Consider the following 24,276-nt stretch of genomic DNA (forward strand, 5'->3'; position numbering starts at 1 on the left):
ACTAGATCAGGAAGTGATCTTCCATCCACTGCATGCCTGGGGCGTTCGCCTTGGTCACGACCGGGCCGTCCGTCACCACGCTCTTCGGAATGCCCTGTCCGCTCTTCTCGCCACCGACGACAGCGGCCACGCCGGCGATGATGGCGCCACCATGGATGCGGCAGGACGGATTGCGCACGGTCGCAAACATGCGGCCTTCGCTCACCGCCTGGATCGCCGGCGGCATGGCGTCGACACCGCCGATCAGGATGTTGGTGCGGTTGCGCGCCTTCATGATGTTGGCGGCGGCGAGCGCCATGTCGTCATTGTGGAAGAAGGCGGCGTCGATCTGCGGGTATTTTGTCAGATAGGTCTCCCACAGACGCGCGGCCTTGGAGACGTCCCAATCGGCCGGCTGGGTGTCGAGCACCTCGATGTTCGGAAATTGCTTGACGACCGAGTTGAAACCCTTGGCGCGGCCCTGTGCACCGGTATGGCCGAGCGCGCCTTGCGTCATGATGATCTTGCCCTTGCCACCCATGGCGTTGCACAGCGCCTGCGTCACGGAGGCGCCCATGAACTCGTTGTCGGGCGCGAGGAAGGAGTGGACGTTGATCTGATCGAGCGGAGCAATCAGCGTGTCCATGTCGATCACGGGCGTGCCGGCGTCGATCATCTTCTGCACGGGCTGGGTGAGGGTGCCGATGCCGAAAGCCTGGATCGCGACAAAGTCCCACTTCTGCGAGGCCATGTTGTCGATCGCGGCGCGCTGCTTCACCGCATCGAGCTGGCCGTCGAACCAGGTGACCTCGACGTTGAACAGCTTGCCCCAGAATTCCGCGGCCTGTTTGCCCTGGGCGCACCAGGTGGCCTGCAGGCCTGCATTGGAGAACGCCGCCTTCAACGGCTTCTCGGATCGTCCGACTTCGGCGGCCAGCGCTGGGTTTATGCCCATGCTGCCGAGGATGGCAGTCGCGGCGCCGGCGGTCGCTGCCGCCTGTAGAAGATCGCGCCTGGTCTTCGAGAAATCTTTCGTCCCGGACATCGCTCGCTCCCATGATCTTTTGCGTTGGCAGCGTCTTTGCTTGCGCTACCAAGGAGGGCAGTGTCTCACAATCGAAGGGTCCACGCTACCCGTCACGCAATTGCGCGGAAATCTGACGCAGCCGCGTTGGTGCAATGCGAAGCTTCAGGCAGGACTCTCGACGAAGGCCGCGATGTCGATGAGTAATTTTTGCCAGGCATCATCGATGGCGGGCGACCATTCGTCGGCAAGTACGTCATGTAGCGTGTCCCGAATGATGCGGAAGAAGTCGATGAAGAGATCGCGCTGTGTCCCATAAGCGTCATGCGAGGACACTTCGCATGCGATCATGCGGAAATGCCCGCTGCGCGCGCCTGCGAAATCAAGAAGCGCCTCGATCGTCAGCGCCAGCATCGATCCCCTGACGAGATCGCCGCCTTCGGTGCGAAACATCGCCTCGGCTTCCGGGCGGTCGCGAAACAGACGCCGATAGACAAGCGGTGTCAGATCCTCGCAGCGATCGGCCGCAAGTTCGAAGCTTCGTTCGATCGGATTGGGGGAGACATTCATTTGTGTGGCGCCAGCGCGGCACAAACACGCGCTACAAAAAGGCAAAAAAAGAGCGGGGCCCTAGCCCCGCTCAAAAATTGTGTCGACCCTATTATCCCCGATATCTGAAGATTTGCTCTTGATTGACGGGGCGACGCTGCGTTTTGCGCGCCAGGGGCTCCTCCCGAGACTTGGACCACCAGACTTCGACCTCGCGGCCAGCCTGAGCAGATGAATGCTAGATGAACTTTTCTCACTTGTCATCAATTTCAGCAACGATTGTTCAAAATAAGAGCAGTGGACGAAATGTTCGTAATACTAATCCAATAAACTATTGAAAAGTATGAGAAATTGATCGATCTGGTGGGTTGGTAGGGCATTCCCAGCGTGCTCGTTCAAGCCCCAGCGCGGGGTGCGCAACACAATCTCCCACAAATTTGTCGTGGCCCAAGCTGGCGTGCGAAGTGGTCTCGACTTGGGAAGAGCGCGGTGTTTAGTTGGTAGGCGAACGAATGGTTCGGCGAATGCGCGCGCGGCTGCAGAAATTCTTGCCCATTGTCCTGATCGCCTTGGCGATGCAGGTGCTGGCGCCGATTGCCGCCTGCTGGGCGGCGGGCGCGGCCGTTGCCGATCCCCTCCAGAACGCCGTCATCTGCCACACCAGCGATTCCTCGGGCTCCGGTCCGGCCGACCAGACTGGCGCGCATGCTGGGGCCTGCGCGATGTGCTGCGTGGCGCAGGCGAGCGCATCGCTTGATTCGCCGCAGCCGACGTTCTTTGGCCCCGTCCGCCACGCCGTGCGCGTGGCGTGGCACGATGTTACCGGCAGCATCGTCACGTCGCATGGCGGCTCCAACGCGCAGGCGCGCGCACCGCCGCAATTTTCCTGACGACCCTCGTGGTCGCCGCGGTGCATCCGCAGGCGACTGATGCAGTCGAAAGACCGGCCCCCGTGCCGGCGTCAGGAAATTTACGATGTTACGTGTTCATGCCCTCTGCGGCGTGAGTGCCGTCGCTATCCAGGCGGCGTTGCTCGCGCCGACGAGCGGGGCCTTTGCCCAAGGTAGCGAGAAGGAGCTGCCCGCGGTGACCGTCGATGCGCCCGGGGAGGCGCGCAAGCTCGCGCAACGCCCGATTGTTGCCAGGCCGCGGGTGTCGAGATCGACGCCGGCCAACCGGCCCAATACGGTCGTCGTCGTCAATCCGGTCGGCGGGGCAACGCGCGCCTCGCTCGCCACGCCCTCGGCCGTGGCGCGTTACCAGCTTCCGCAGCAGTCCTTCAGCATCACCGCGAAGGAGGTCGACGAGACCATCAACCTCAAGGACGCCGAGGATGGCGTCAAATACATGCCGAGCCTGTTCGTGCGGAAGCGCAATGACGGCGACAACCAGGCGGTTCTGGCGACGCGAAGCTGGGGCCTGAACTCCAGCGCGCGCACGCTGGTCTATTACGACGATCTCCTGATCTCGGCCCTAATCGGCAACAACAACACCAACGCTTCGCCGCGGTGGAACCTGATCTCGCCCGAAGCGATCGGACGCATCGACTTCCTCAACGGCCCGTTTGCCGCGGCCTATCCCGGCAACTCGATCGGGGGCGTCCTGCTGATCTCCTCGAAAATGCCGGACAAGCCATTTGCCGTCGCCAAGGAAACGGTCTCCGTGATGCCGTGGAGTCAGTACGGCACCAAGGACACCTACGTGACGAGCCAGACCGCCGCTGCGGCCGGTAACCGCAACGGCAATCTGTCGTGGCTGGTGAGCGCAAATTATCTCGACAGTTTTCAGCAGCCACTGTCCTACGTAACCTTTGGCGCGACGCCCGCAAATCCCACGGGTACTCCGCCCGGCACGACCGGGATGTTTCCGACGCAGAACAAGCAGGGTGTGATTGCAAATGTGGTGGGCGCTGGAACGCTCGCGCATTCGCAACAGGCATCCGGCAATCTGCGGCTGGCTTGGGATTTGTCGCCGCTCGTGCAGGCGACGTATTCGTTTGGGATCTGGAATAATCACCAAACCTCCGATCCGCAGACCTATTTGAAATCGACAGCGACGGGTTTGCCTACCTTCGCCGGCATCTCCGGGTTTGCGAGCAGCAAATACATCTGGGACCAGACCCATGTCAGCAACGCGGTCTCGCTCCGGAGCGACACAAAGGGTGTCTTCGACTTCGACCTGTCGGCTTCGAGCTACAATTATCTCCAGGACATCCAGCTCAACCCGTACACCGTCGTCCCGTCGCCGGGCCTCGGCTATTCGCTCAACGGCAAGGTAACGCGGATGGACGGCACGAACTGGCAGAATGCCGACGCCAAAGGCATTTGGCGACCGTTTGGCATCGACGGTGCGCACGAGCTTAGCTTCGGCATTCACGGCGATCGCTACAGACTCGAGAATCCCGTCTATCTCTCGACGGTTTGGTTCACTGCTCCGTCGACTGGCAACGGCCAGCTCTTTACGACGGGCGTCGGAGAGACGCGAACGGGAGCGTTGTCGTTTCAGGACGCTTGGAAGATCACGCCAAATTGGAAACTCACGCTGGGTGGGCGGGTGGAGAACTGGCAGGCTCTGGACGGACTCAACGTGAATTCCAAAGTGGCCGCCGGCACCGGTACCGTAAACGTGCCGGTCCCTGTGGTGACCCTGGCGCCGAAGAACCAGCCAGGGCTCAATTCGACCAACTTTTCGCCGAAGGCCTCGCTTTCGTTTGACCCCAATAAGGAGTGGAACGTCACGGCGAGTTTCGGCGAGGCATATCGCTATCCGACCGTCACCGAGCTCTATCAAAACATAACGGTCAACGGCGTTGCGACCTTCGCCAATCCATTTCTTGCGCCGGAGCACGATTACACGGGCGAGCTGAACATCCAGCGAAGATGGAGCGATGGGCGTGCCAGGCTCAGCCTGTTCTGGGAACGCACGAACAACGCCATCATCTCCCAGACCAATTTGGTGAGTGCCGGCGGTCAGCAGACACCGACGACGGTTGTCAGTAACGTCGACGCGATCCGCATGCGCGGCGTCGAATTGTCGGCCGAGAAGGACAATGTGCTGATCAACGGCCTTCAACTGTTCGGCAGCGTCACTTATGTCGATTCCCGCATCCTGGCGGATGCAAGTTGGGCCGGGGTCAACCCGCTCACGCTTCTGCCGACCACCGTCGTCGGCAAGCGAGTGCCCTACGTCCCCGACTGGCGCGCAAAATTCGGGGTGACCTATCGTCCCAACGACAGTTGGGCCTATACCGTTGCCGCGCGCTACAGCGGCAAGCAGTATTCGACGCTCGACAACACCGATATCATCCCGCACGTCTACGGGGCCTTCGATAACTTTTTCGTTGTGGACTTGAAGATCCACTACAACGCGACGAAGAATTTCTCGTTCGATTTCGGCATCGATAATCTCTTCAACGAGCAGTACTTCCTGTTCCATCCCTTCCCGGGCAGGACGTTCGTGCTGGCGGCGAAATACACGTTCTGAACCACGCATCGACAAGAAGGAGCTACCCATGAAGACTCTGTTGGCCGGATTTGCAGGCCTCGCCCTGTTCGCCGCCGCAATCGCAGCGCCCGCCACCGCGCAGGAGATCAAGGCCGGTGATCTCGTGATCACGCAGGCCTGGAGCCGCGCCACACCGGGCGGCGCCAAGATCGGCGGCGCCTATCTCACGATCGAGAACAAGGGCACCACGCCGGACACGCTCGTCGGTGGCTCCGCCGATATTGCCGGCAAGGTCGAGGTCCATGAGATGGCGGTCACAAACGGCGTGATGAAGATGCGCCAGCTCGACAAGGGGCTCGCCATCGACCCCGGCAAGACCGTGAAGTTTGCGCCCGGCGGCTATCATCTGATGCTGGTCGACCTGAAGAGTCCGCTGAAGCAGGGCGACAAGGTCCCGATGATGCTGCAATTCGAGAAGGCCGGCAAGGTGCAGGTCTCGCTCGACGTCCAGGGCGTGGGCGCGCAGGCGCCGGGCGGGACCGCCGACAAGGGCGGGCAGATGAAGAAGATGCCCGATCATTCCGGGATGAAGATGTGAGGGTGACGATGCGGATGAGATTAACTTGCGGCGTGATCGCCGCTGCGCTTCTCGCAACGTCACCGGCCGGGGCGCACGTCTTCCTCGAGGGCAAGCAGGCCAGTGTGGGAGCCTCCTACAAGGCCGTATTCGCCGTGCCCCATGGCTGCTCGGGTTCGCCGACCGTCAAGATCCGCGTGCAGGTGCCGGAAGGCGTGATCTCCGTAAAGCCGATGCCGAAAGCCGGCTGGACCGTCGATGTCATCGAAGGGAAGTACACCGGCGAGTACGAGTATCACGGCAACAAGATCTCGTCGGGCGCGAAGGAGGTCGTTTGGTCGGGCGGCAAGCTGCCGGACCACAATTATGATGAGTTCATCATGAACACTTATCTCACCGACAGCCTGAAGCCGAACAGCACGCTGTATTTCCCGGTGGTGCAGGAATGCGAGAAGGGCGTCAGCCGCTGGATTGACATCCCTGCGACGGGAGCCGGTCATTCGCACGAGAGCAAAACGCCGGCGCCGGGCGTGAAGCTGGTGCCAAAACCGTAATGCGCCTGCTTGCCTCGCTCGCGACGCTGATCCTGTGCGTCGGCTTTGCGACCGGCGCATGGGCGCATTCGGCGCTGGTCTCGGTCGAGCCCCCAAATGCGAGCGTCATGTCGGCGCCGCCGAAAAGCGTCGAGCTGCGCTTCAACGAAAGCGTGACGCCCGGCGCGATCAGGCTGATCGATGCCGAGGGCAGGGAGCGCACCGAGGCGCGCGTCAGCGCGTCCGGCGAGACGGTCTCCATCGCCGTGCCGCCGGACCTGCCGCAGGGCACAACTGTCGTCAGCTACCGCGTGATCTCGCAGGACGGCCATCCCGTCGCGGGATCGGTCACCTTCTCGATCGGCGTGCCAAGTGCGACGCAAGCGCCTGCGGTCGCGGATGGTGGCGTGAACGGTCTGATCTGGCTGGCGCGGATCGGTCTCTATCTCGGACTATTCGTCGGTGTCGGCGGCGCCTTTTTCGGGAACTGGGTTGGACGGTCCGCAGACGGCATGGCTGTGCCGCGTGTCGCGCTCGGTGTCGGTCTCGTCGGCGCCATCGCTTCGCTTGGCCTGCTCGGGCTCGATCTGCTCGGCCTGCCGCTCACAGCCTTGCTGAAGCCGACGCCGTGGAAGGTCGCACTTCTCACCAGTGCAGGGCCGGCTCTGCTGATTGCCATCGCGGCCATGCTGTTGGCCGCACGGGCGTTGCGAGGGGCAGGGGCTGCCCGCGCGGTGTCGGCGATTGCATTGGTCGGCGCAGGCTTGTCACTGGCCGCGACGGGGCACGCCGCAAGCGCACCACCGATGATTTTGACGCGGCCAGCGATCTTCGTGCACGGCGTTGCCGTCGCATTCTGGATCGGTGCGCTCGTGCCTTTGGCCGCGCTGGTGTCAAGGCGCGCCGGCGCGGCGCTGCCTGTCGTCGAGCGATTCTCGCGCGTGGCCGTGGCAGTCGTTGCCACCCTCGCGCTGACCGGGCTCGTGCTTGCGGTCATCCAGCTCGAAAGTTTTGCGGCGCTGATCGAGACCAAGTACGGCCTCATCCTTCTCATCAAGCTCGCGCTGGTCCTCGCGCTGCTCGTGCTCGCCGCGCTCAATCGCTTTCGGCTGACGCCGGCGCTGGCGAACGACAAGGCCGGGGCGAGGGCGCTCAAGCGCGCGATCCTCGCGGAATGGGGGCTCGCACTCGGCATCTTCGCGCTCGTCGCCGGCTGGCGTTTCACCCCGCCGCCACGCACGATCATTCCGGAGACGCCGCTCGCGCTCCACATCCACACCGACAAGGCGATGTTCCAGGTCCTGGTCTCGCCCGGAAAGGCCGGCACCGACGATTTCGTGCTCCAGCTCATGACCGGGGAGGCGACGCCGCTCGCGGCCAAGGAGGTTACGCTGACGCTCTCGCTGCCCGAGCGCGGGATCGAGCCGATGGAACGCGACGCCGAGCTGGGCGCCGACGGCTACTGGTACGTGCGCAAGGTCGAGCTTCCCTTCGCCGGCCGCTGGCACGTCCGCATCGATGCCCTGGTGAGCGATTTCGAGAAGGTCACGCTCGAGGACGAACTCGAGGTGGCGCCGCGCTAGACTGTGCATCAAGGAGGGGCCGTAACGGCCTCAACCCGTCTCTGAAGTCGACGGAAAAATGACAAGGAATTTCGTTACCTTAGCGGCATTTCCTCAGTCCCTCTCTTGTGCTATCGCCGCTAATCCGGTTTCACTGCATCCCCCCACTGATTCTTGTCGAGCAAGCCCATGCGATTGTCGCGGTTTTTTCTCCCGATCCTGAAGGAAAATCCGAAAGAGGCGGAGATCGTCTCGCATCGCCTGATGCTGCGCGCCGGCATGATGCGGCAGGAGGCGGCCGGCATCTATGCCTGGCTGCCGCTCGGCTACCGCGTGCTGAAGAAGATCGAGCAGATCGTGCGCGAGGAGCAGGACCGCTCCGGCGCGCTGGAGCTGTTGATGCCGACGCTGCAGCTCGCCGACCTCTGGCGCGAGAGCGGTCGCTATGACGCCTACGGCCCGGAGATGCTGCGCATCGCCGACCGCCACAAGCGCGAGCTCCTGTACGGGCCGACCAACGAGGAAATGATCACCGAGATCTTCCGCGCCTACGTGAAGTCCTACAAGAACCTGCCGCTGAATCTCTATCATATCCAATGGAAATTCCGCGACGAACAGCGTCCGCGTTTCGGCGTGATGCGCGGCCGTGAATTCTTGATGAAGGACGCTTACTCGTTCGACCTCAACGAGGCCGCGGCGCGCGTTGCCTACAACAAGATGTTCGTGGCCTACTTGCGCACCTTTGCCCGGATGGGGCTGAAGGCGATCCCGATGCGTGCCGAAACCGGCCCGATTGGCGGCGATCTCAGCCATGAATTCATCGTGCTCGCCGAGACCGGCGAGTCCGGTGTCTTCATCAATCGCGACGTGCTCGATCTGCCGGTGCCGGGCGAGGATGTCGACTATGAGAGCGACCTGACGCCGATCATCAAGCAATGGACGTCGGTCTATGCCGCCACCGAGGACGTGCACGATGCGGCGCGCTTCGAGGCGGAAGTGCCCGCGGACAAACGGCTCAACACCCGCGGCATCGAGGTCGGCCAGATCTTCTATTTCGGTACCAAATATTCCGAACCGATGAAGGCGATGGTCGCCGGGCCCGACGGCGTCGACGTGCCGATCCATGGCGGTTCCTACGGCGTCGGTGTCTCGCGCCTCGCAGGCGCCATCATCGAGGCCTGCCATGACGATGCCGGCATCAAATGGCCGGAGGCGGTGGCGCCGTTCCGCGTCGTGATCCTCAACCTGAAGCAGGGCGATGCCGCGGTCGATGGCGCCTGCGAAAAACTCTATGCCGAGCTGTCCGCCAAGGGCATCGACGTCCTCTATGACGACACCGACCAGCGCGCCGGCGCCAAGTTCGCCGCCGCCGACCTGATCGGCATTCCCTGGCAGATCATGATCGGCCCGAAGGGCCTCGCCGACGGCAAGGTCGAGCTCAAGCGCCGCGCCGACGGGTCGCGCGAGACCATGTCGCCGGCGGATGCTGTCGCGCGGCTGGTGGGCTGAATATTATCCACCGCGCGGCAAAGGGGCAGGCAATCCGGCCACAATTGCCCCCGAATCATGGGATTATCGAGCGATGGATGAGACCATGACCGAAGCCAAGCCCACTGCGCCCTTCGCGCCTTTCGAATGGATGTTGTCGGCGCGCTATTTGCGGGCGCGCCGCAAGGAGGGATTCATCTCGGTCATCGCCGGGTTCTCCTTTCTCGGCATCATGCTCGGCGTTGCCACGCTGATCATCGTGATGGCCGTCATGAACGGCTTCCGGAAAGAGCTGCTCGACAAGATCCTCGGCCTCAACGGTCATATCCTGGTGCAGCCACTGGAATCGCCCCTGACCGACTGGAAAGACGTCGCCGAGCGCATCAGCCAGGTGCAGGGCGTCCGTCTTGCGGCACCCGTCGTCGACGGCCAGGCGCTGGCCTCGTCCTATTTCAACGCCTCGGGCGTGCTGGTACGCGGCATGCGCGCAGACGACCTGAACAACCTCACCTCGGTTGCCAAGAACATCAAGCAGGGTTCGCTCGAAGGGTTCGACGACGGGCAGGGGGTCGCAATCGGCCGCCGCCTTGCCGACCAGCTCTCGGTCCATGCCGGCGACAGCATCACGCTGGTGGCGCCGAAGGGCGCGGTGACGCCGATGGGCATCACGCCGCGCATCAAGCCGTACAAGGTCGTGGCCGTCTTCGAGATCGGCATGTCCGAATATGACGCCGGCTTCGTCTTCATGCCGATCGCCGAGGCGCAGGCCTATTTCAACCGCAACAACGACGTCACCGCGATCGAGGTCTTCACTACCAATCCCGACCGCATCGTCGCATTCAACAAGGCGGTGACTGAAGCCGCGGCACGGCCGGTCTTCCTGGTCGACTGGCGCCAGCGCAACTCGACATTCTTCAACGCGCTGCAGGTGGAGCGGAACGTGATGTTCCTGATCCTCACGCTGATCGTGCTGGTCGCCGCGCTCAACATCGTCTCCGGCCTGATCATGCTGGTGAAGGACAAGGGCAGCGACATCGCGATCCTGCGCACCATGGGAGCGACGCAGGGCTCGATCATGCGCATCTTCCTGATCACGGGCGCCTCCATCGGCGTCGTCGGCACCCTGGTCGGCTTCTTCGTCGGGCTGATGATCTGCCTGAACATCGAATCCATCCGCCAGTTCCTGTCCTGGCTCACCTCCACCGAATTGTTCGATCCGACGCTCTACTTCCTCTCAAAACTGCCCGCCGAGATTGACGTCGGCGAGACCACCGCGGTCGTCATCATGGCGCTGACGCTGTCGTTCCTGGCGACGCTCTACCCGTCGTGGCGCGCGGCGCGCCTCGATCCGGTCGAAGCGCTGCGGTACGAGTGAGGGGCTGATGGAGCAGGGGGCAGAAGATGTACCGGTCATTTATCTCCACGAGATAAAGCGGCAGTACATGCAGGGCGAGGTGCCCTTGACCATTCTGGATGGCGCAAAACTCGCGCTGTGGCCGGGCCAGTCGGTGGCGCTGGTGGCCCCGTCAGGCTCGGGCAAGTCGACGCTACTGCACATCGCAGGGCTCCTGGAGACGCCTGACGCCGGCGAGGTCTACGTCTCGGGCTCGCCGACCTCGCAACTGCCCGACATCGAGCGTACCCAGATCAGGCGCACCGAGATCGGCTTTGTCTACCAGTCGCACCGGCTGCTGCCGGAGTTCACCGCGCTCGAGAACGTCATGATGCCGCAGATGATCCGCGGCCTGAAGCGCTCCGAGAGCGTCAAGCGGGCCAAGGAGATACTCGGCTATCTCGGCCTCGGCGACCGCATCACCCACCGCCCGGCCGAGCTGTCCGGTGGCGAGCAGCAGCGCGTGGCGATCGCGCGCGCGGTCGCAAACGCGCCGCGGGTGCTGTTTGCGGACGAGCCCACCGGCAACCTCGATCCCGGCACCGCGGAGCACGTATTCCAGGCCCTGATGCAGCTCGTGCAGGCGACCCAGGTCTCGATGCTGATCGCGACCCACAACATGGAGCTCGCCGGCCGCATGGACCGCCGAGTCTCCCTGACGAACGGCCAGGTCGTCGAGCTCGAATAGGCCTCCGACCACAAAACCTCGAAAACAACCCCATGCACAGTAGTCGGGCGGGGTTGTTGGCGTTTGCTGATTTTACGAAATTCGGTTGACTTGTCGGGCAAATCAGGTGTATGTTGTCATCATCGCGCAATCCGACGGAGGGTCGCCTCGCCCGGCAATTACCCCGCGGCGGCGAAGCATGGTGTCCGTAGATTTGCGGAGGATGCCGAATCGTTGGGCAGCTTGAGCGGCGTGACGCCCGCATCCGGATTGCGCCACTCGCCAACGGTAACCCAATGTTCAGTCCCATGGGCTGTAATGCCCGGAAGCTGCCAAGAGCAGGGGACGGATTCGACTGTGACCCTCGACCCCGGCGGTTACTCGAACATCCCATCAATGCTGTCGGCGAGTGGGCAAGGATACGTCGATCATGCTGTTCGCTAATTTCTCCATTCGTTCGATTCTCGGGCTGATCGTGGGGCTGCTTGGCCTCCTGTTGATCGGCGAATCGGTCGTCGGTGTGCTCGGGGCAGTCGAGCGCAATCAGGCGGCACAGCGGGTCGAGAACCTGGCCGGCACCAGCCAGCAATTATTCGCGAGCCTGCTCGGCTTTCGCCTCGAGCGCGGCACGACCAACCCGGCGTTGATTGCCGAAGCGCCTGCCGACGCGAACGCGCAGACCAGGATCAGCACCAACCGCGATGTCTCGGAAAAGGCGTACAAGCTCGTCAAGGAGCGTCTGGCGGGGGCAGCCGATCCCAAGTCCGCGGCCCTGGTCACCAGGCTGACGACCGCGCACGATGCCTTGATGCCGCTGCGGGCCAAAGCCGACGCCGCCATCCAGCAGCCAAAGGCTGCCCGCGACGCAAGCGTCGCTCCCGATTATGGGAAGGCCGCGCAGGCCTATCTCGATGCGATCATTGGCGTCACCGCGGAGCTCGAGAACTCGTTGAAGCTGGTGGACCCGGTGGTCGATCATCTGCTCTTCGCGAAGCAATCGGCCTGGGCGGCGCGCAACTACGGTGGGCTCGTTGCGGTGCGAGTCGAAGCTGCCATCGCCGCAGGCAAGCCGTGGGGGCCGACTGAAATCGTCGGTGCAGCCGAGGATACCGGCCGTGCCGCTCAGGCCTGGAGCCAGGTCCTGGACGTCGCGGCCCGCGCGGATGCGCCGCCGGCGATCGTGGATGCCGTCGCGCGCTCCAAGCAGGCGGATGCCGCGAGCTTGATCGGACAGCAGAAGGATTACGTCAAGACGCTGAGCAGCGGGCAGGCTCTCGACGTCAAGGTTGGCGATGCGCAGAAGGTCAATACCGCGGCGCTCTCCTACAGCGTCGACGTTGCCAACGCCGCGCTTTCCGAGATGGTGGCGCGGTCGGAGCGGCAGATGACGGCGGCGACGCGCAGCGTCCTGGTCAACGCGGCGATGATGCTGATCGCTCTCGTCGTCACGGGCCTGGGTTTTCTGATCGTGCACCGTCGCGTCAGCGCGCCGATCCGCAGTCTCACGTTGTCGATGCGGCGGCTTGCCGATCACGATCTTTCGACCGAGCTCGATGGCGCCGACCGGCGTGACGAGATCGGAGAGATGTCGCGCGCGGTGGCCGTGTTCAAGGAGAGCATGATCGAGGGCGATCGTCTCGGTCGTGAGAAGGAGGCCGAGCAGTCGCGCAAGGAGCATCGCCAGCTTGCGGTCGAGCGGCTGATCAAGGACTTCGAGAAGACGGTGACGGAATCCCTGCAGACCCTGGGGGCGGCGTCGACCGAGTTGAACGCAACGGCGCAATCGATGTCGTCGACGGCCGAGCACGGGCGGAGCAAATCCGAAGCCGTGGCCAGCGTGTCCCAGGAATCGTCGACCAACGTACAGACGGTCGCGGCTGCAACCGAGGAGCTGTCCGCCTCGATCAACGAAATCAGCCGGCAGGTTGCCGAATCCAGCGGCATCGCCTCCGAGGCTGCCGCACAGGCAGAGCGGACGAACGGCGAGGTGCGTGCGCTCTCCGACGCTGCCCAACAGATCGGCGACGTGGTCCAGTTGATCAGCGGTATTGCCCAGCAGACCAACCTGCTCGCGCTCAATGCGACTATCGAAGCGGCACGGGCGGGCGATGCCGGCAAGGGGTTTGCCGTGGTCGCGTCGGAGGTGAAGAGCCTCGCCACCCAAACCGCCAAGGCGACCGAGGAGATCACCGGGCAGGTGGCCGCGATCCAGGGAGCGACGCGTTCGTCGGTCGAGGCGATCCAGGCGATTGCCGGCACCATCGATCGCGTCAATCAGATCGCTTCCGCGATTGCGGCAGCGGTCGAGGAGCAGGGGGCGGCGACCCGCGAGATCGCGCGCAATGTGCAGCAGACCTCGGAAGCCAGCGCCCAGGTGTCCCGGCATATCGCTGGTGTCAGCGAGGCCGCGGCTCAAACGGGCACCGCTGCCGGCGAGGTGCTGGATTCGGCCAAGGTGCTTGCGCGCCTGTCCGACGATCTGCGGAACGACGTCGATCGGTTCGTCGGCAGCCTGCGAACTGCGTAGGAGATCAAACCGATCGCATTGTCTCTCGATCGCTGAGATTACGGCCGGATCACCGTCATCTTGAACGGCCCGGCATTGGCTGCCGCGTGCGCCACGGCCTCGTTGGCGTGGTCGAGGTCGAAGGCTTTCGTCTCGTAGTGATCGAGGCGCAGGAGCCCGGCGCGCACCAGCGCGATCAGGCGGATGGCGGCATCCGGCGGGTACATCCAGACACCGTGGATGGTGATGCAATTGCGCATGATCCAGGGGTAGGGCAGCTCAAGTCCGGGCCCGCCGGCCATGCCGACGCCACCCATCAACACCACGCGTCCGTTCGGCCGAACCGTCATGATCGCGGCGCGCACCACTGTGGGGCTGACGGACGGAGGCATGATGTCGAGCACGCAATCGATCGGACCGGAGGCGGCGCGCTTCATCGCCTCGCGGTCGTCGCTCTCGTTGCCAGAGAGCTTGACCGGCCGCACGCGCTCGCCGAAGCGGCGCACGATGTCGGCCAGAATCTTTTCGTTGCGGCCCGGCGCGACGACGCAGGCCGCGCCCATCGCCAGCGCCACGGATACGGCGGCGCTGCCAAAGTTGCCGGTGGCGCCACTGACCAGCACGGTTTCGCCGGGGCGAAGGTTCGCCGCGAGGAGGCCGCCATAGGGAACGAGCAGCGTCCCCAGCGCGCACCATCGGCTGGCTTCCTCAGAGGTGATCGCACCGAGGCGTTTGACGTTCTCGGTCGGCACGCGCATCTGCTCGGCGAACGAGCCGTGATGAAAATGCTGTTGCAGCTTCATCCCGCCGGCGTCGCGCGCGCTCAGCGCCTGCAGCGTGATATCGGGCGCGACGGCATCGTCGCGCGAGCGTACCGTCGGGTCGCAGAACACCCAGTCGCCGATGCCGAGCTTGGTGGCATCAGGACTGATCGCACGCACCCGGCCGATGCCCCCCGGTCCGGGGATCACGGGGAGGTCCAGCGCGTAGTTGCGCTCGCCGCTGAAGACTTCGTTCATGTAGGACAGCACGCGCGTGGCGATGACGTCGACGATTACCTCGCCGGTGCCGATGACAGGCTCGGGAGCGTCTTCGATGACGAGCGGCGATCCAAACGATTTCAGTACGGCAGCTTTCATGATCTCACCTCATCTTGGGTGAGAAGGTATGAGCCCGCCTTGAAAGCCCATGAAGGCCTGGTATTATCCTAGTATTAAATGGACCCTCTCTCGCGAGGTGACGTCATGTCCGACCCGCGCCGCGTCGAATTCGGCGATTTTTTGCGTTCGCGCCGCGAGAAGTTGACCCCGAAGCTCGTCGGCCTTCCCGTTGGCCGCAGGCGGCGCACCGCAGGGCTCCGCCGCGAGGAGGTCGCGCAGCTCGCGGGCATCGGCGTCGACTGGTACATCCGCCTGGAGCAGGGCCGCACCGTCAGTCCCTCCGTCACCACGATCGACGCGCTGGCGCGGGCGCTGCGGCTGAGCAAGACCGAGCATGCGCATCTGAGAGCGCTGGCGCGCGACGGCGACAAGCGTGCCTTCACGCGCGAAGTGGTGCCGCCTCCGATCCTGCGACTGGTCGAGAGCCTGAAGCAGCCGGCCTACATCACCGGGCGGCGCTGGGACGTGCTGGCCTGGAATGATGCCGCCGAGGAGGTCTTTGCGTTCGGGCGCCTGCCTGAGGAGGATCGCAATACGCTGCTCCTCATGATGACCAACAAACAGACGCGAAAATCCTACGGCGCAGGCTGGACGGACGTGGCCAAGGCCATGGTGGCGATGTTTCGCGCGACCCACGACGTCTGGGCCGGCGATCCCGCTTTCGCGGAATTGCTGGCGCGGCTGCGGCAGGGCAGTCCGGAATTCGTCAAATGGTGGGGAGCACACGAGATCCGCAGCACCGTCGCGGGCCGCAAGACCATGAACCATCCGACCAAGGGCGTCCTGCACTTCGAGCACACCAGCTTTCAGGCCAATGACGACCCGGCGTTGAAGCTCGTGATGTACACGCCGGTGTAGAGGCGGGGACGCATGAGGGACGTCGGGTTCTGGCGGCCAAGCGGAATCCTGCGAACAGTCAGAGCACTGCCGCTTGTGGACCCCAAACAGACATTGGCGACGGATCATTCTTCCAAGGTTGAATTGTCGCCATAGCGATGTATAACGGCGCTCGGGTGCTCGCTGCATTGAGCAGCGACAGGTCAAGCGATGGTCGGGCCGCCACGCGGAAAGCGTGCGCCCCATGAACGATAGCCCTTCATTTGACGATCTGCCGAAAGCCCGACGGCTGGCGGAACAGGCCCTCAGTACCCTTCATCGGTTCCTGCATGTCGAGGCACTCAGCGGTGCCGCGCTTCTCGTTGCCGCCGCCGCTGCACTGATCTGGGCCAACTCTCCGTTCGCTCATAGCTATCACGTCTTTTGGAACCTTCCGCTGACAATCGGTGTCGGGGAACACATCTTTTCCCAGTCGCTGCATTTCTGGGTCAACGACGCGCTGATGACGGTCTTCTTCCTCGTCGTTGGTATGGAGATTCGGCGCGAGGTTCATGAAGGCGCACTGAGCAGACTCGACCAAGCCATTCTGCCGCTGGTTGCGGCGACTGGTGGCGTCATCGTCCCGGCGCTCATCTATCTGAGCCTCAACAGCGATCCGGGTAGAGGGCAGGGCTGGGCTGTGCCAACCGCGACAGACATCGCCTTTGCCGTCGGGGTGCTCGCGCTGCTTGGACGAACTATCCCGGTCAATGTGCGGGTCTTCCTGCTTGCGCTGGCGATCATCGACGACATCATTGCGGTACTGATCATTGCCCTCTTCTACACAGCCAGTCTTCAACTTGGCGGTTTCGTCATGGCGTCAATTGGCGTTCTCGCGGCTTTAGGATTTCAGCGGATTGGGATCGGTTCTGCGCCCTATTACGTACTGCCCGGTTCTTTGGTTTGGATTGGGTTCATGGCAGCCGGAATCCATCCAACCCTTGCAGGTGTTGTGCTCGGGCTGATAACTCCGGCACGCGCCATACCGATGCGGGAGCCGCCGCTGGAAGTAGTATCGCGAGTGCTGAAACAGTTGCGAAGTAGCGATGCGGTGAAGGCAAGGGATCCGCACCTGTTGGAGCAACCGCTGCGGGACCTTCGCGTAGCTCACCGCGAGATATTGCCGCCGGTGTCGCGGGTGCAGATGGCAATGCATCCGTGGGTGGCTTACGGCGTCATGCCGATCTTCGCGCTGGCGAATGCCGGCGTCAGCCTAACGGGCGCTGATCTCTCCGCTGGGGGCCATCTGGTGATGATGGGCACTGCGCTTGCCTTGGTCGCTGGGAAACCGCTTGGCGTCGTCGGCGCGACTTGGGTCGCGGTACGATTCGGCTGGTGCCGCCTTGCTCCTGGAGTTTCGTGGGGTGGCGTCTGTCTGGTCGGCCTGCTGGCTGGCATCGGTTTTACCATGTCGATCTTCATCTCGATGCTCGCCTTCTCCGATCAAGGATTATTGAGGGCGGCGAAACTGGGCGTACTCATCGGTTCGCTTGTCGCCGCCACACTCGGCCTTGCCTGGGGCGCCACCTTCGTTCGACGCCAGTGAAAGCGGTTCCGATGTCTTTCAAAGCTCCGCACGTATCGTTCGTATCATTTGCCGTTGAGGTTCTACCCTCCGGGATTACCCATGTGATGATCGTCGAAACTGGTTTGCACCTAAATCCGAAGCATCCCTCGTACAAAAAATCCGCCGTGGAAACTCTCATTTCGGCCGCTCAAAAGTATGTTAGCGAAAACATAGAAGGTCCTGCTTCTGTTCGGCTTGTTTCGACCCAAAGCGGGGAGATCTGACTGAAGGTCCATGCGTCATACTGCTTGGCGAACTGAATAATTTCGTCCTTGGAGACAAAAGGGGCCGGACTTGCGGCTATCGCCAACTTCGGTGTCTTCAAAATACCCGCTGGTCATCGGTCAATCCTTTACAGCCCGCCGATCTAGGTCATGCTACCGGGCATAAAGCACCGGATCGATATGTCCGAATTGAGTTCGTTGTAGACCGGCCAGACCATGGTGCGTCCGGCTCTGTTCGGTACAGTGATTATGGCATCGTCAGGCACATCGACCCAGATCATCAGCTTGGAGTCGGCGGCTTCCGGCAGTCGCACGCGGTAGTGGCCGTCTCTGGATTCCCAGTCCACGTCTTCGACGGCATGACCGTCGGCGTACGAACAGCAGAGGCCTTTGCCACTCGCCAAACTCTCAAACCATTCGTGAAGCGGTGAATTCCTGTAGCGACCGTCCAGATCGCGCCCCGGCGCCGGCGACATCACCATCGCGATAACCGCGCTCATAGCGATTGGCGAAATTCCGCGTTTGATCAACTCTGCGCAGAGCCGCCCCATGGTACCTCCGGGCGAAGCGTAACCGCTTGTGAGTAGGTATCATTCGGCTAAGGTAGGTTCACAAATCGGGGTGAGGCGGAACGTCGCGAAGACAAATTTCTAACGCGCGCGTGTGTTCTAGTTCACCTGTTGCACGCCAAGAGATCGTGGAAGTGAGACATCCATAGCGAAGATCAAACAAGGGAGTTTGATCATGCCCGCGATATTCGATTTTCTTTACCGCGAATTTTGTCGTGTGCGTCTCTCTGAAATGCGGAGGCAACTCCTGCTTCGGCCCGCCAGGTGCGAGATCGAGCCGGACGACAAGGATGGCAGGGGCTTGGACGACCGCCCAGGGGATGGTCGCGTGACCGGGAAGGCACCGCCTGACGCGAAAACAGCTAACGACTGAACTCGCCGCGTTTGCCGAATGGCTGACGCGGTTGCGGCATAGACTTACATTGAACCTCCACCACCCCAGTTCTGATAACGATTGTCATACGGGCTTGGCTGGTTACCAAGTGGTGCGGGTTGGTGATGGACCGGCGGTCGGGGCGGTGCGTAGGCAAAACCTGGTATGGTCCCTGCGAGCGGGTTTTGCTTGGCGCGAACAGCGGCATGCTGCCGGTGTGAGCGCGACACCGTGTCGGCGTTGGCGGATGCATACAGGGTGATGAAGAGGCTCAAGGCCAGAATAGAGCGCATCGTATCTCCCTCCGATCGACCTGCTTGCAGCAAAATAGCATTTGGGTCACGCCGCCTCGATCTGTCGCGCCAGGACGACCAATCACAACCGCGGCACCCGAGTGCTTGCATCGCCTCGCGGATCTGGATGACGAGCGAAGCAAGCATCGAAGGTCGTCAGGGGAAAGTCAGCTTGTGGCCCTAGCGCAGCGACTTGAATGCGGCGCGGACTTCCGTGCCAAACAACGCGGGCTGCTCCCACGCCGCGAAATGGCCGCCTTTGTCGACCTCGTTGAAATAAATCAGTTTGTGATAAGCCTTCTCCGCCCAGCTCCGCGGCGCCTGGTAATTCTCGCCAGGAAAGACGGTGACGGCGGCCGGAATCGGAACGTTGGCGGCGAGGTAGAGGTTGGCCTTGTTTTCCCAATAGATGCGGCCAGCGGAAACTCCGGTGTTCGTCAACCAATAGAGCGTGATGTCGTCGAGCACGTCGTCGAGTGTGAGGTCGCCAGCGGAGTGTCCGTCGACCGTGCGACCGAGGATAGCCGAGGTGAGGGAGGCCGCCGGCTGGGCATAGCCGTCGCCGTGATCGATGAGCCACGACGCGAGTGCAACAGGAGAATCGGCCAGACCATAGAGCGTCTGCGGACGCGTCCCCATTTCGAGCGCGTAGGCGCGGCGCTTGGTGAACGCAAGCTTGATCTGGTCGAACGCACGTCGCTCGTCACCCGACAGATCGGGCGGCGGTGGATCGCCGGCCGCGATCAATTTGAAGATCTCGGGCGGAACGGTGCCCGGCAGGTTGACATGAATGCCGAGCAGCTCGGGCGCCCCAAGCTTGGCCATCTCATGGCAGATGGGCGATCCCCAATCGCCGCCTTGCGCAACGAAGCGTTTGTAGCCGAGCCGCTTCATCAGAACGATCCACGCCTGCGCGATGCGAGGTGGCCCCCAGCCGGTCGCTGTCGGCTTGCCGGAAAAGCCGTAGCCCGGCAGCGACGGGATCACGAGATGGAATGCATCCGAAGCGTTGGCTCCATGCGCGGTCGGATTGCTTAGGGGATCGATGATTTTCAGCTGCTCGACAACCGAGCCGGGCCATCCGTGAGTGACAATCAGCGGCAGCGCATTTTCATGCTTTGAACGTATGTGAATGAAATGAATGTCGAGCCCGTCAATCTCGGTGATGAACTGGGGCAAGGCGTTGAGGCGCGCCTCGACCTTCCGCCAGTTGTAGCTGGTCTGCCAATGGCGTACGAGCTCGCGCATGGTCGCGAGCGGCACGCCCTGAGTATCATCAGCGACGGTCTCCTTCTCGGGCCATCTTATTGCCGTCAGGCGTCGGCGGAGATCATCGAGGTCCTTCTGTGAGATATTGATGCGGAATGGGCGGACCGCTTCGCCCGTGGCGGCCGGCGCTGACAGTGGAAAAAGACTGGCGGTACCGGCTGCGGCAATTCCCATCGCAGCTGCGGACAAAAGCTGGCGACGGTCCAGATCGATAGTTCCGGAACTTGAGCGCATGTTGAACCTCCATCATCAAACGAAGGACTAGGCTTTCAAGAGACTTGGCTTTTCGGTGCGCGCGCGGACAAAGGACCTGAGTGCTCAATGTCGCAAGTCTTGAATCCAGCTTTGCTGGATACCGTCTGGGGCTGCGGTCCAAGTCGATCATATCCCGGAAACAGGACGGTGACACGGTCGGCGGTATCGGTCAGCATGATCCGAGCGGAAGTGGAGGCTCGCTAACGTCCGCTTCTGGCCGTGGCCGACTTCGGCCGTCGCGACAGGATATCGGCTGGTGGTCCCAGGCGACATCGCAGGCGCCACCTTGCGACTGCCGGTGCCACGCTGTAGAGGCAGTCGTCCACGGTTCGACTGTCGCCCACCTGAGGCATCACGATGGCGTCCGCTGCCAAGACGCTCCGGGTCAGCTTTGTGCAATGTCGCGGCACGCCTTACGAGGTCGGCCGCGCGCAGGCTGATGCTTTTGCCGCGACACGCAGGGGGCAGGCATTTCTCCGCAAGAGGCTGAGGTTGCCGTGGTGGTTCAACATTCGCACCGAGGAACGCGCGTTCAGGACTTATGCCCCAGCACTGTGGGCAGAGATCGGCGGGATCGCCGAGGGGCTCAACATCTCGATGGAGCACGCTGTCACTTATTTCGGCAACGACAGTTTGCGGATGCCGACCGGCGGCTGCTCGGCTGTCATGAGTGGCGGGGTCTATGGCCGCAACTATGACTTCTGGCCGCGAAAGTACGAAGCACGCTTCGCGCTTCTGCAGGCGCACGGCAGCTACGCCAGCATCGGCGGTAGCCACCAGTTGACCGGACGGTTGGACGGCATGAACGAGCATGGGCTCGCCATCGGTCTGCACCTGGTGCGGGCACGGCCGCGATCGCCCGGCCTCACCAGTACGCTGCTGGTCAGGCGGGTCCTCGATAGCTGCGCAACGACGGCGGAGGCAATCGACCTCCTGCGTCGTACGCCTCACGCCATGCAATACAACTACTCGCTGCTCGATGCCGGCGGCGGGGCTGCGGTGGTCGAAGCGGGGGCCGGTGCGGTCGCGGTGCGCGCTGGCGACTGGCTCGCCTGCACCAATCATTTTCAGTCGTCGCAACTGAGGCGTTTGAACCGCCGCGTTGCGCACTCGATTGACCGGTTGCCGCCGCTGGAGGGCTGGGCCGCGCGAGAGCTGAGTGCCGAACAGACGTTCCACGCATTGAACTTCTCTGCCTCACCGGCCTTCCACAACTACGGCAACGCCCAAACGCTGCACACCATTGTCGCCGAGCCGGCCAGGCGACGGCTTCTGATCGGCATCGGCGGCGACGCCGCCGCGCTCGAGGAGGACATGCTGGATATCGATTTCAAGCTGTGGGTCACCGGTGAAGATCTGTCGGTCAAACAGCTCATGGGGCAACTCAACCTGGGTCTGCGACGACGCCAGCGAACGAGCACGAGATTGCAACGGCGTTGAGTGCTCAGGCGTGCCCCATCCCGGACGTCGCTTGCCGATGGCAGGTTGCCTGCCGTTGGGGTTAAAGTCCTCGCGTTCGGACGTGTCGCGCCGAAGCGCCGGGCGGAGGGAAACGGCATGGCAGTGCGTGGTCCAGGTGGACTGCTCCTTTGCATGGGCTTGCTGCTTGCGATGCCTGCGCCCGCCGCCACGCCGGCCGACCGGGACGAGTGCGCCGCCAGCGCCGACAGGCCCCAGGCTGCGAGCACGGCCTGCAGCCGCATCATCGATGATGCGAGCGAGGCGGTCGCGGAACGCATCCAGGCCTTCAAGAATCGCGGCCGCGGTGCCTTTGGCAGGAAGGATTTTGACCGCGCGATTGCCGACTATGGCGAGGCCATCAAGCTCAGCCCGAAGGACACCTGGGCCCTGGCGCATCGGTGTGAGGCTTACCAGGGCAAGGACGAGCACGCCGCGGCGATTGCGGATTGCACCGCAGCGATCAGGATCGATCCGAAATATGGGTTTGCCTACAACAACCGCGGCGTCGCCTATTACGGCCTGCATGACTACGACGCCGCGCTGGCCGACCACGCCGAGGCGATCAGGCTCAATCCGAAGGACGCGTGGGCCCATGCCCGCCGCGGCATGGCGTATACGGAAAAGGGTGAATTCGACCGGGCCGTCGCCGATCTCACCGAGGCGGTCACGATCGATCCGAAATACGCCTTTGGTTTCGGCCAACGGGGGCAGGCGCACTTCAGGAAAAGATTGATCACGAAAAAAGGCGGATGGGAGCCCGCGGTCGCAGACTACAGCGAGGCCATCAAGCTCGATCCAAATCTGCTCTGGCTGTACAGCTCGCGTGGCGTTGCCTACAGCAACAACAGCCAATACAAGCTCGCCGTTCCCGACTGCAGCGAGGTCATCAAGCGCGAGCCGAAAAATGCCGGCGGCTACAATTGCCGCGGCGTCGCGTACGAAGGCTTGATGGAATTTGGTCGCGCAATTGCCGACTATGATCAGTCGATCAGCATCAATCCAAGGAACGGCGTGGCATATTGGAATCGCGGCAATGCCTACAGGTCGCAGCGCAGGTACGATGAAGCGATTGCCGACTATGACGAGGCGATCGCGATCAACCCCAAGGACTTCAACGCCTTCAACTCCCGCGGCAAGGCCTTCGTCGCAAAGGGCGACCGCGACCACGCGATCGCGGATTTCACACAAGCGATCCAGCTCGCGCCGTCCTATGTGGAGTCCTACAACAACCGCGGCCTCATCTATGAGGCGCTGGGCCGCCGCACTGATGCGGTCGCTGATTTCCGCACGGCGCAATCGATCGACGCGGACGACCCGGTCAGCAGGCAACGACTCCGGATGCTCGGCTTCTGACCGCATGAAGCTGAGCGCAAGCTCAATTGTGGCGAGAATGCGGGAAAGAAATGTATCGATACATCAGCAGCTCTGTGCGCAGCGCGTGCGTGGGCTGCGCAGTCCACACCGAGAGTGCGCACACACAAAGTTTTGAACGGTTTTGGCGCCGAAACGCGGCCCTCGATAATGCCGCAGGTCCTTTCAACCTCGGTGTTGCGTCGAGGTTACAGCAATTCCGTCGATCGCTGTTATGAGGTGCGCACTGGCCAGGGCAGGGGGCCTTACGAAGAAACTGGAACGGGAATCAAATGAAGAAGACTTTGTTGCTGGTCACTGCAAGCCTCGTCGCGCTCGGCGCGGCTGCGCCGGCGGTGGCTGCCGATCTCGCTGCGCGTCCTTACACGAAGGCGCCGGCGATGGTCGCTGCGATCTACGACTGGAGCGGCTTCTACATCGGCATCAACGGTGGTGGCGGTTCGGCGCACACGACCTGGGACTTCGTCGGTACGGGCTCGGAAGGTTCCCACAATGCAACCGGCGGCACCGTCGGCGGCCAGGTCGGTTATCGCTGGCAGTCGGGTCAGTTCGTGTTCGGCGTTGAAGGCCAGGGCAACTGGGCCGACTTCTCCGGCGACAATGCGAGCGCGCTGTTCGCAACCCGCAACCGTACCAAGATCGACTCGTTCGGCTTGATCACCGGCCAGGTCGGTTATGCCTGGAACAACGTGCTCGCCTACGTGAAGGGCGGCGCCGCTGTGGTCGGCGACAAGTACGAAATCTCGAGCGCTGCCGGTGTGCTGCTCGCCTCGACCAGCCAGACCCGCTGGGGTGGCACGATCGGTGCCGGCCTCGAGGTCGGCTTTGCGCCGAACTGGTCGGTTGGCGTCGAGTACAACCACATCTTCCTGGCTGACAAGGACGTCACCTTTGCCGGGTTCGCCGGCACCGAGCGTATCCGTCAGGACGTCGACATGGGCCTCGTCCGCCTGAACTACAAGTTCGGCGGCCCGATCATCGCGAAGTACTGATCCAGGAAATCGACTGCTCAAAGCGAGTGGTCATCAAGCCCCGGCCTCGGCCGGGGCTTTTTTTATGTGTGCCGAGCATGATCGACAGCTTGGAGGTGGAAGTCTTCTATCCAGCCTGATGGCGGCGAAGGATTAGCAAAGCGC

General features: G+C 62.8%; 19 protein-coding genes. 14 read left to right on the forward strand and 5 right to left on the reverse strand.

Annotation, left to right across the window (positions count from 1 at the left end):
• Position 1: 1 nt before the first annotated feature.
• Entirely contained in the window at positions 2-1,024 is a 1,023-nt protein-coding gene (locus tag JQ632_RS17600) for a sugar ABC transporter substrate-binding protein (RefSeq protein WP_212403822.1), read from the reverse strand.
• Positions 1,025-1,168: 144 nt separating this feature from the next.
• Positions 1,169-1,573 (reverse strand): globin, encoded by a 405-nt coding sequence (locus tag JQ632_RS17605; RefSeq protein WP_212403823.1) that lies wholly within the window; start codon positions 1,571-1,573, stop codon positions 1,169-1,171.
• A gap of 503 nt (positions 1,574-2,076) precedes the next feature.
• Between JQ632_RS17605 and JQ632_RS17610 the strand changes: the two genes are divergently transcribed.
• The 9 genes from JQ632_RS17610 to JQ632_RS17650 all read left to right on the forward strand — a co-directional run bounded on the left by JQ632_RS17610 (position 2,077) and on the right by JQ632_RS17650 (position 13,743).
• Positions 2,077-2,442 (forward strand): DUF2946 family protein, encoded by a 366-nt coding sequence (locus JQ632_RS17610; RefSeq protein WP_212403844.1) that lies wholly within the window; start codon positions 2,077-2,079, stop codon positions 2,440-2,442.
• A gap of 85 nt (positions 2,443-2,527) precedes the next feature.
• Entirely contained in the window at positions 2,528-5,035 is a 2,508-nt protein-coding gene (locus JQ632_RS17615; protein WP_212403824.1) for a TonB-dependent receptor, read from the forward strand.
• Positions 5,036-5,063: 28 nt separating this feature from the next.
• Positions 5,064-5,594 carry a copper chaperone PCu(A)C gene (locus JQ632_RS17620; RefSeq protein ID WP_212403825.1) on the forward strand — a complete coding sequence of 177 codons (531 nt, stop codon included), beginning with the start codon at positions 5,064-5,066 and terminating at the stop codon, positions 5,592-5,594.
• 8 nt (positions 5,595-5,602) lie between these two features.
• Entirely contained in the window at positions 5,603-6,127 is a 525-nt protein-coding gene (locus JQ632_RS17625; RefSeq protein ID WP_409363493.1) for a YcnI family protein, read from the forward strand.
• Positions 6,127-7,689, forward strand: coding sequence for a copper resistance CopC/CopD family protein (locus JQ632_RS17630; protein ID WP_212403826.1), 1,563 nt, complete (start codon positions 6,127-6,129; stop codon positions 7,687-7,689). Before JQ632_RS17625 ends, JQ632_RS17630 begins: the two co-directional genes overlap by 1 nt.
• Positions 7,690-7,857: 168 nt before the next feature.
• Positions 7,858-9,177, forward strand: a complete 1,320-nt coding sequence (gene proS, locus JQ632_RS17635) for a proline--tRNA ligase (RefSeq protein ID WP_212403827.1) — start codon at positions 7,858-7,860, stop codon at positions 9,175-9,177.
• Between the two features lie 73 nt (positions 9,178-9,250).
• The gene (locus JQ632_RS17640; protein WP_212403828.1) at positions 9,251-10,531 is read left to right on the forward strand and encodes a lipoprotein-releasing ABC transporter permease subunit; all 1,281 of its coding nucleotides are present in this window, start codon (positions 9,251-9,253) and stop codon (positions 10,529-10,531) included.
• Between the two features lie 4 nt (positions 10,532-10,535).
• On the forward strand, positions 10,536-11,237 hold the full coding sequence (locus tag JQ632_RS17645) for an ABC transporter ATP-binding protein (protein ID WP_409363494.1): 702 nt from the start codon (positions 10,536-10,538) through the stop codon (positions 11,235-11,237).
• Positions 11,238-11,646: 409 nt separating this feature from the next.
• Positions 11,647-13,743 (forward strand): methyl-accepting chemotaxis protein, encoded by a 2,097-nt coding sequence (locus JQ632_RS17650; protein WP_212403830.1) that lies wholly within the window; start codon positions 11,647-11,649, stop codon positions 13,741-13,743.
• A 38-nt stretch (positions 13,744-13,781) separates the two neighbouring features.
• Here JQ632_RS17650 and JQ632_RS17655 read toward each other — a convergent pair whose 3' ends face one another.
• On the reverse strand, positions 13,782-14,861 hold the full coding sequence (locus JQ632_RS17655; RefSeq protein WP_212403831.1) for a zinc-binding alcohol dehydrogenase family protein: 1,080 nt from the start codon (positions 14,859-14,861) through the stop codon (positions 13,782-13,784).
• Between the two features lie 105 nt (positions 14,862-14,966).
• Between JQ632_RS17655 and JQ632_RS17660 the strand changes: the two genes are divergently transcribed.
• A complete protein-coding gene (locus JQ632_RS17660) occupies positions 14,967-15,740 on the forward strand; it encodes a helix-turn-helix transcriptional regulator (protein ID WP_212403832.1) in 774 nt (257 codons plus the stop codon).
• Between the two features lie 223 nt (positions 15,741-15,963).
• Positions 15,964-17,304 (forward strand): Na+/H+ antiporter NhaA, encoded by a 1,341-nt coding sequence (gene nhaA, locus JQ632_RS17665; RefSeq protein WP_212403833.1) that lies wholly within the window; start codon positions 15,964-15,966, stop codon positions 17,302-17,304.
• A 388-nt stretch (positions 17,305-17,692) separates the two neighbouring features.
• Here nhaA and JQ632_RS17670 read toward each other — a convergent pair whose 3' ends face one another.
• Both JQ632_RS17670 and JQ632_RS17675 read right to left on the reverse strand, forming a co-directional pair.
• Positions 17,693-18,100 carry a hypothetical protein gene (locus JQ632_RS17670; RefSeq protein WP_212403834.1) on the reverse strand — a complete coding sequence of 136 codons (408 nt, stop codon included), beginning with the start codon at positions 18,098-18,100 and terminating at the stop codon, positions 17,693-17,695.
• Between the two features lie 864 nt (positions 18,101-18,964).
• Entirely contained in the window at positions 18,965-20,287 is a 1,323-nt protein-coding gene (locus tag JQ632_RS17675) for an epoxide hydrolase family protein (protein WP_212403835.1), read from the reverse strand.
• A gap of 378 nt (positions 20,288-20,665) precedes the next feature.
• Here JQ632_RS17675 and JQ632_RS17680 point away from each other — a divergent pair, with 378 nt between their 5' ends.
• The 3 genes from JQ632_RS17680 (at position 20,666) to JQ632_RS17690 (ending at position 24,132) form a co-directional block, all read left to right on the forward strand.
• A complete protein-coding gene (locus JQ632_RS17680; RefSeq protein WP_212403836.1) occupies positions 20,666-21,748 on the forward strand; it encodes a C45 family peptidase in 1,083 nt (360 codons plus the stop codon).
• 117 nt (positions 21,749-21,865) lie between these two features.
• The gene (locus JQ632_RS17685; RefSeq protein ID WP_212403837.1) at positions 21,866-23,122 is read left to right on the forward strand and encodes a tetratricopeptide repeat protein; all 1,257 of its coding nucleotides are present in this window, start codon (positions 21,866-21,868) and stop codon (positions 23,120-23,122) included.
• 290 nt (positions 23,123-23,412) lie between these two features.
• On the forward strand, positions 23,413-24,132 hold the full coding sequence (locus tag JQ632_RS17690; RefSeq protein WP_212403838.1) for an outer membrane protein: 720 nt from the start codon (positions 23,413-23,415) through the stop codon (positions 24,130-24,132).
• Positions 24,133-24,276: the final 144 nt, after the last annotated feature.

This window comes from Bradyrhizobium liaoningense (assembly GCF_018130955.1).
Classification (GTDB): domain Bacteria; phylum Pseudomonadota; class Alphaproteobacteria; order Rhizobiales; family Xanthobacteraceae; genus Bradyrhizobium; species Bradyrhizobium liaoningense_C.

Excerpts from the sequence above, each read along its gene's own strand:
- JQ632_RS17670 (WP_212403834.1), bottom strand. The coding sequence starts at position 18,100 with ATGGGGCGGCTCTGCGCAGAGTTGATCAAACGCGGAATTTCGCCAATC.
- nhaA (WP_212403833.1), top strand. The coding sequence starts at position 15,964 with ATGAACGATAGCCCTTCATTTGACGATCTGCCGAAAGCCCGACGGCTG.
- JQ632_RS17685 (WP_212403837.1), top strand. The coding sequence starts at position 21,866 with ATGGCAGTGCGTGGTCCAGGTGGACTGCTCCTTTGCATGGGCTTGCTG.
- JQ632_RS17680 (WP_212403836.1), top strand. The coding sequence starts at position 20,666 with ATGGCGTCCGCTGCCAAGACGCTCCGGGTCAGCTTTGTGCAATGTCGC.
- JQ632_RS17675 (WP_212403835.1), bottom strand. The coding sequence starts at position 20,287 with ATGCGCTCAAGTTCCGGAACTATCGATCTGGACCGTCGCCAGCTTTTG.
- JQ632_RS17610 (WP_212403844.1), top strand. The coding sequence starts at position 2,077 with ATGCGCGCGCGGCTGCAGAAATTCTTGCCCATTGTCCTGATCGCCTTG.
- JQ632_RS17625 (WP_409363493.1), top strand. The coding sequence starts at position 5,603 with ATGCGGATGAGATTAACTTGCGGCGTGATCGCCGCTGCGCTTCTCGCA.
- JQ632_RS17620 (WP_212403825.1), top strand. The coding sequence starts at position 5,064 with ATGAAGACTCTGTTGGCCGGATTTGCAGGCCTCGCCCTGTTCGCCGCC.
- JQ632_RS17650 (WP_212403830.1), top strand. The coding sequence starts at position 11,647 with ATGCTGTTCGCTAATTTCTCCATTCGTTCGATTCTCGGGCTGATCGTG.
- JQ632_RS17660 (WP_212403832.1), top strand. The coding sequence starts at position 14,967 with ATGTCCGACCCGCGCCGCGTCGAATTCGGCGATTTTTTGCGTTCGCGC.
- JQ632_RS17655 (WP_212403831.1), bottom strand. The coding sequence starts at position 14,861 with ATGAAAGCTGCCGTACTGAAATCGTTTGGATCGCCGCTCGTCATCGAA.
- JQ632_RS17630 (WP_212403826.1), top strand. The coding sequence starts at position 6,127 with ATGCGCCTGCTTGCCTCGCTCGCGACGCTGATCCTGTGCGTCGGCTTT.
- JQ632_RS17640 (WP_212403828.1), top strand. The coding sequence starts at position 9,251 with ATGGATGAGACCATGACCGAAGCCAAGCCCACTGCGCCCTTCGCGCCT.
- JQ632_RS17605 (WP_212403823.1), bottom strand. The coding sequence starts at position 1,573 with ATGAATGTCTCCCCCAATCCGATCGAACGAAGCTTCGAACTTGCGGCC.
- proS (WP_212403827.1), top strand. The coding sequence starts at position 7,858 with ATGCGATTGTCGCGGTTTTTTCTCCCGATCCTGAAGGAAAATCCGAAA.
- JQ632_RS17690 (WP_212403838.1), top strand. The coding sequence starts at position 23,413 with ATGAAGAAGACTTTGTTGCTGGTCACTGCAAGCCTCGTCGCGCTCGGC.
- JQ632_RS17615 (WP_212403824.1), top strand. The coding sequence starts at position 2,528 with ATGTTACGTGTTCATGCCCTCTGCGGCGTGAGTGCCGTCGCTATCCAG.
- JQ632_RS17600 (WP_212403822.1), bottom strand. The coding sequence starts at position 1,024 with ATGTCCGGGACGAAAGATTTCTCGAAGACCAGGCGCGATCTTCTACAG.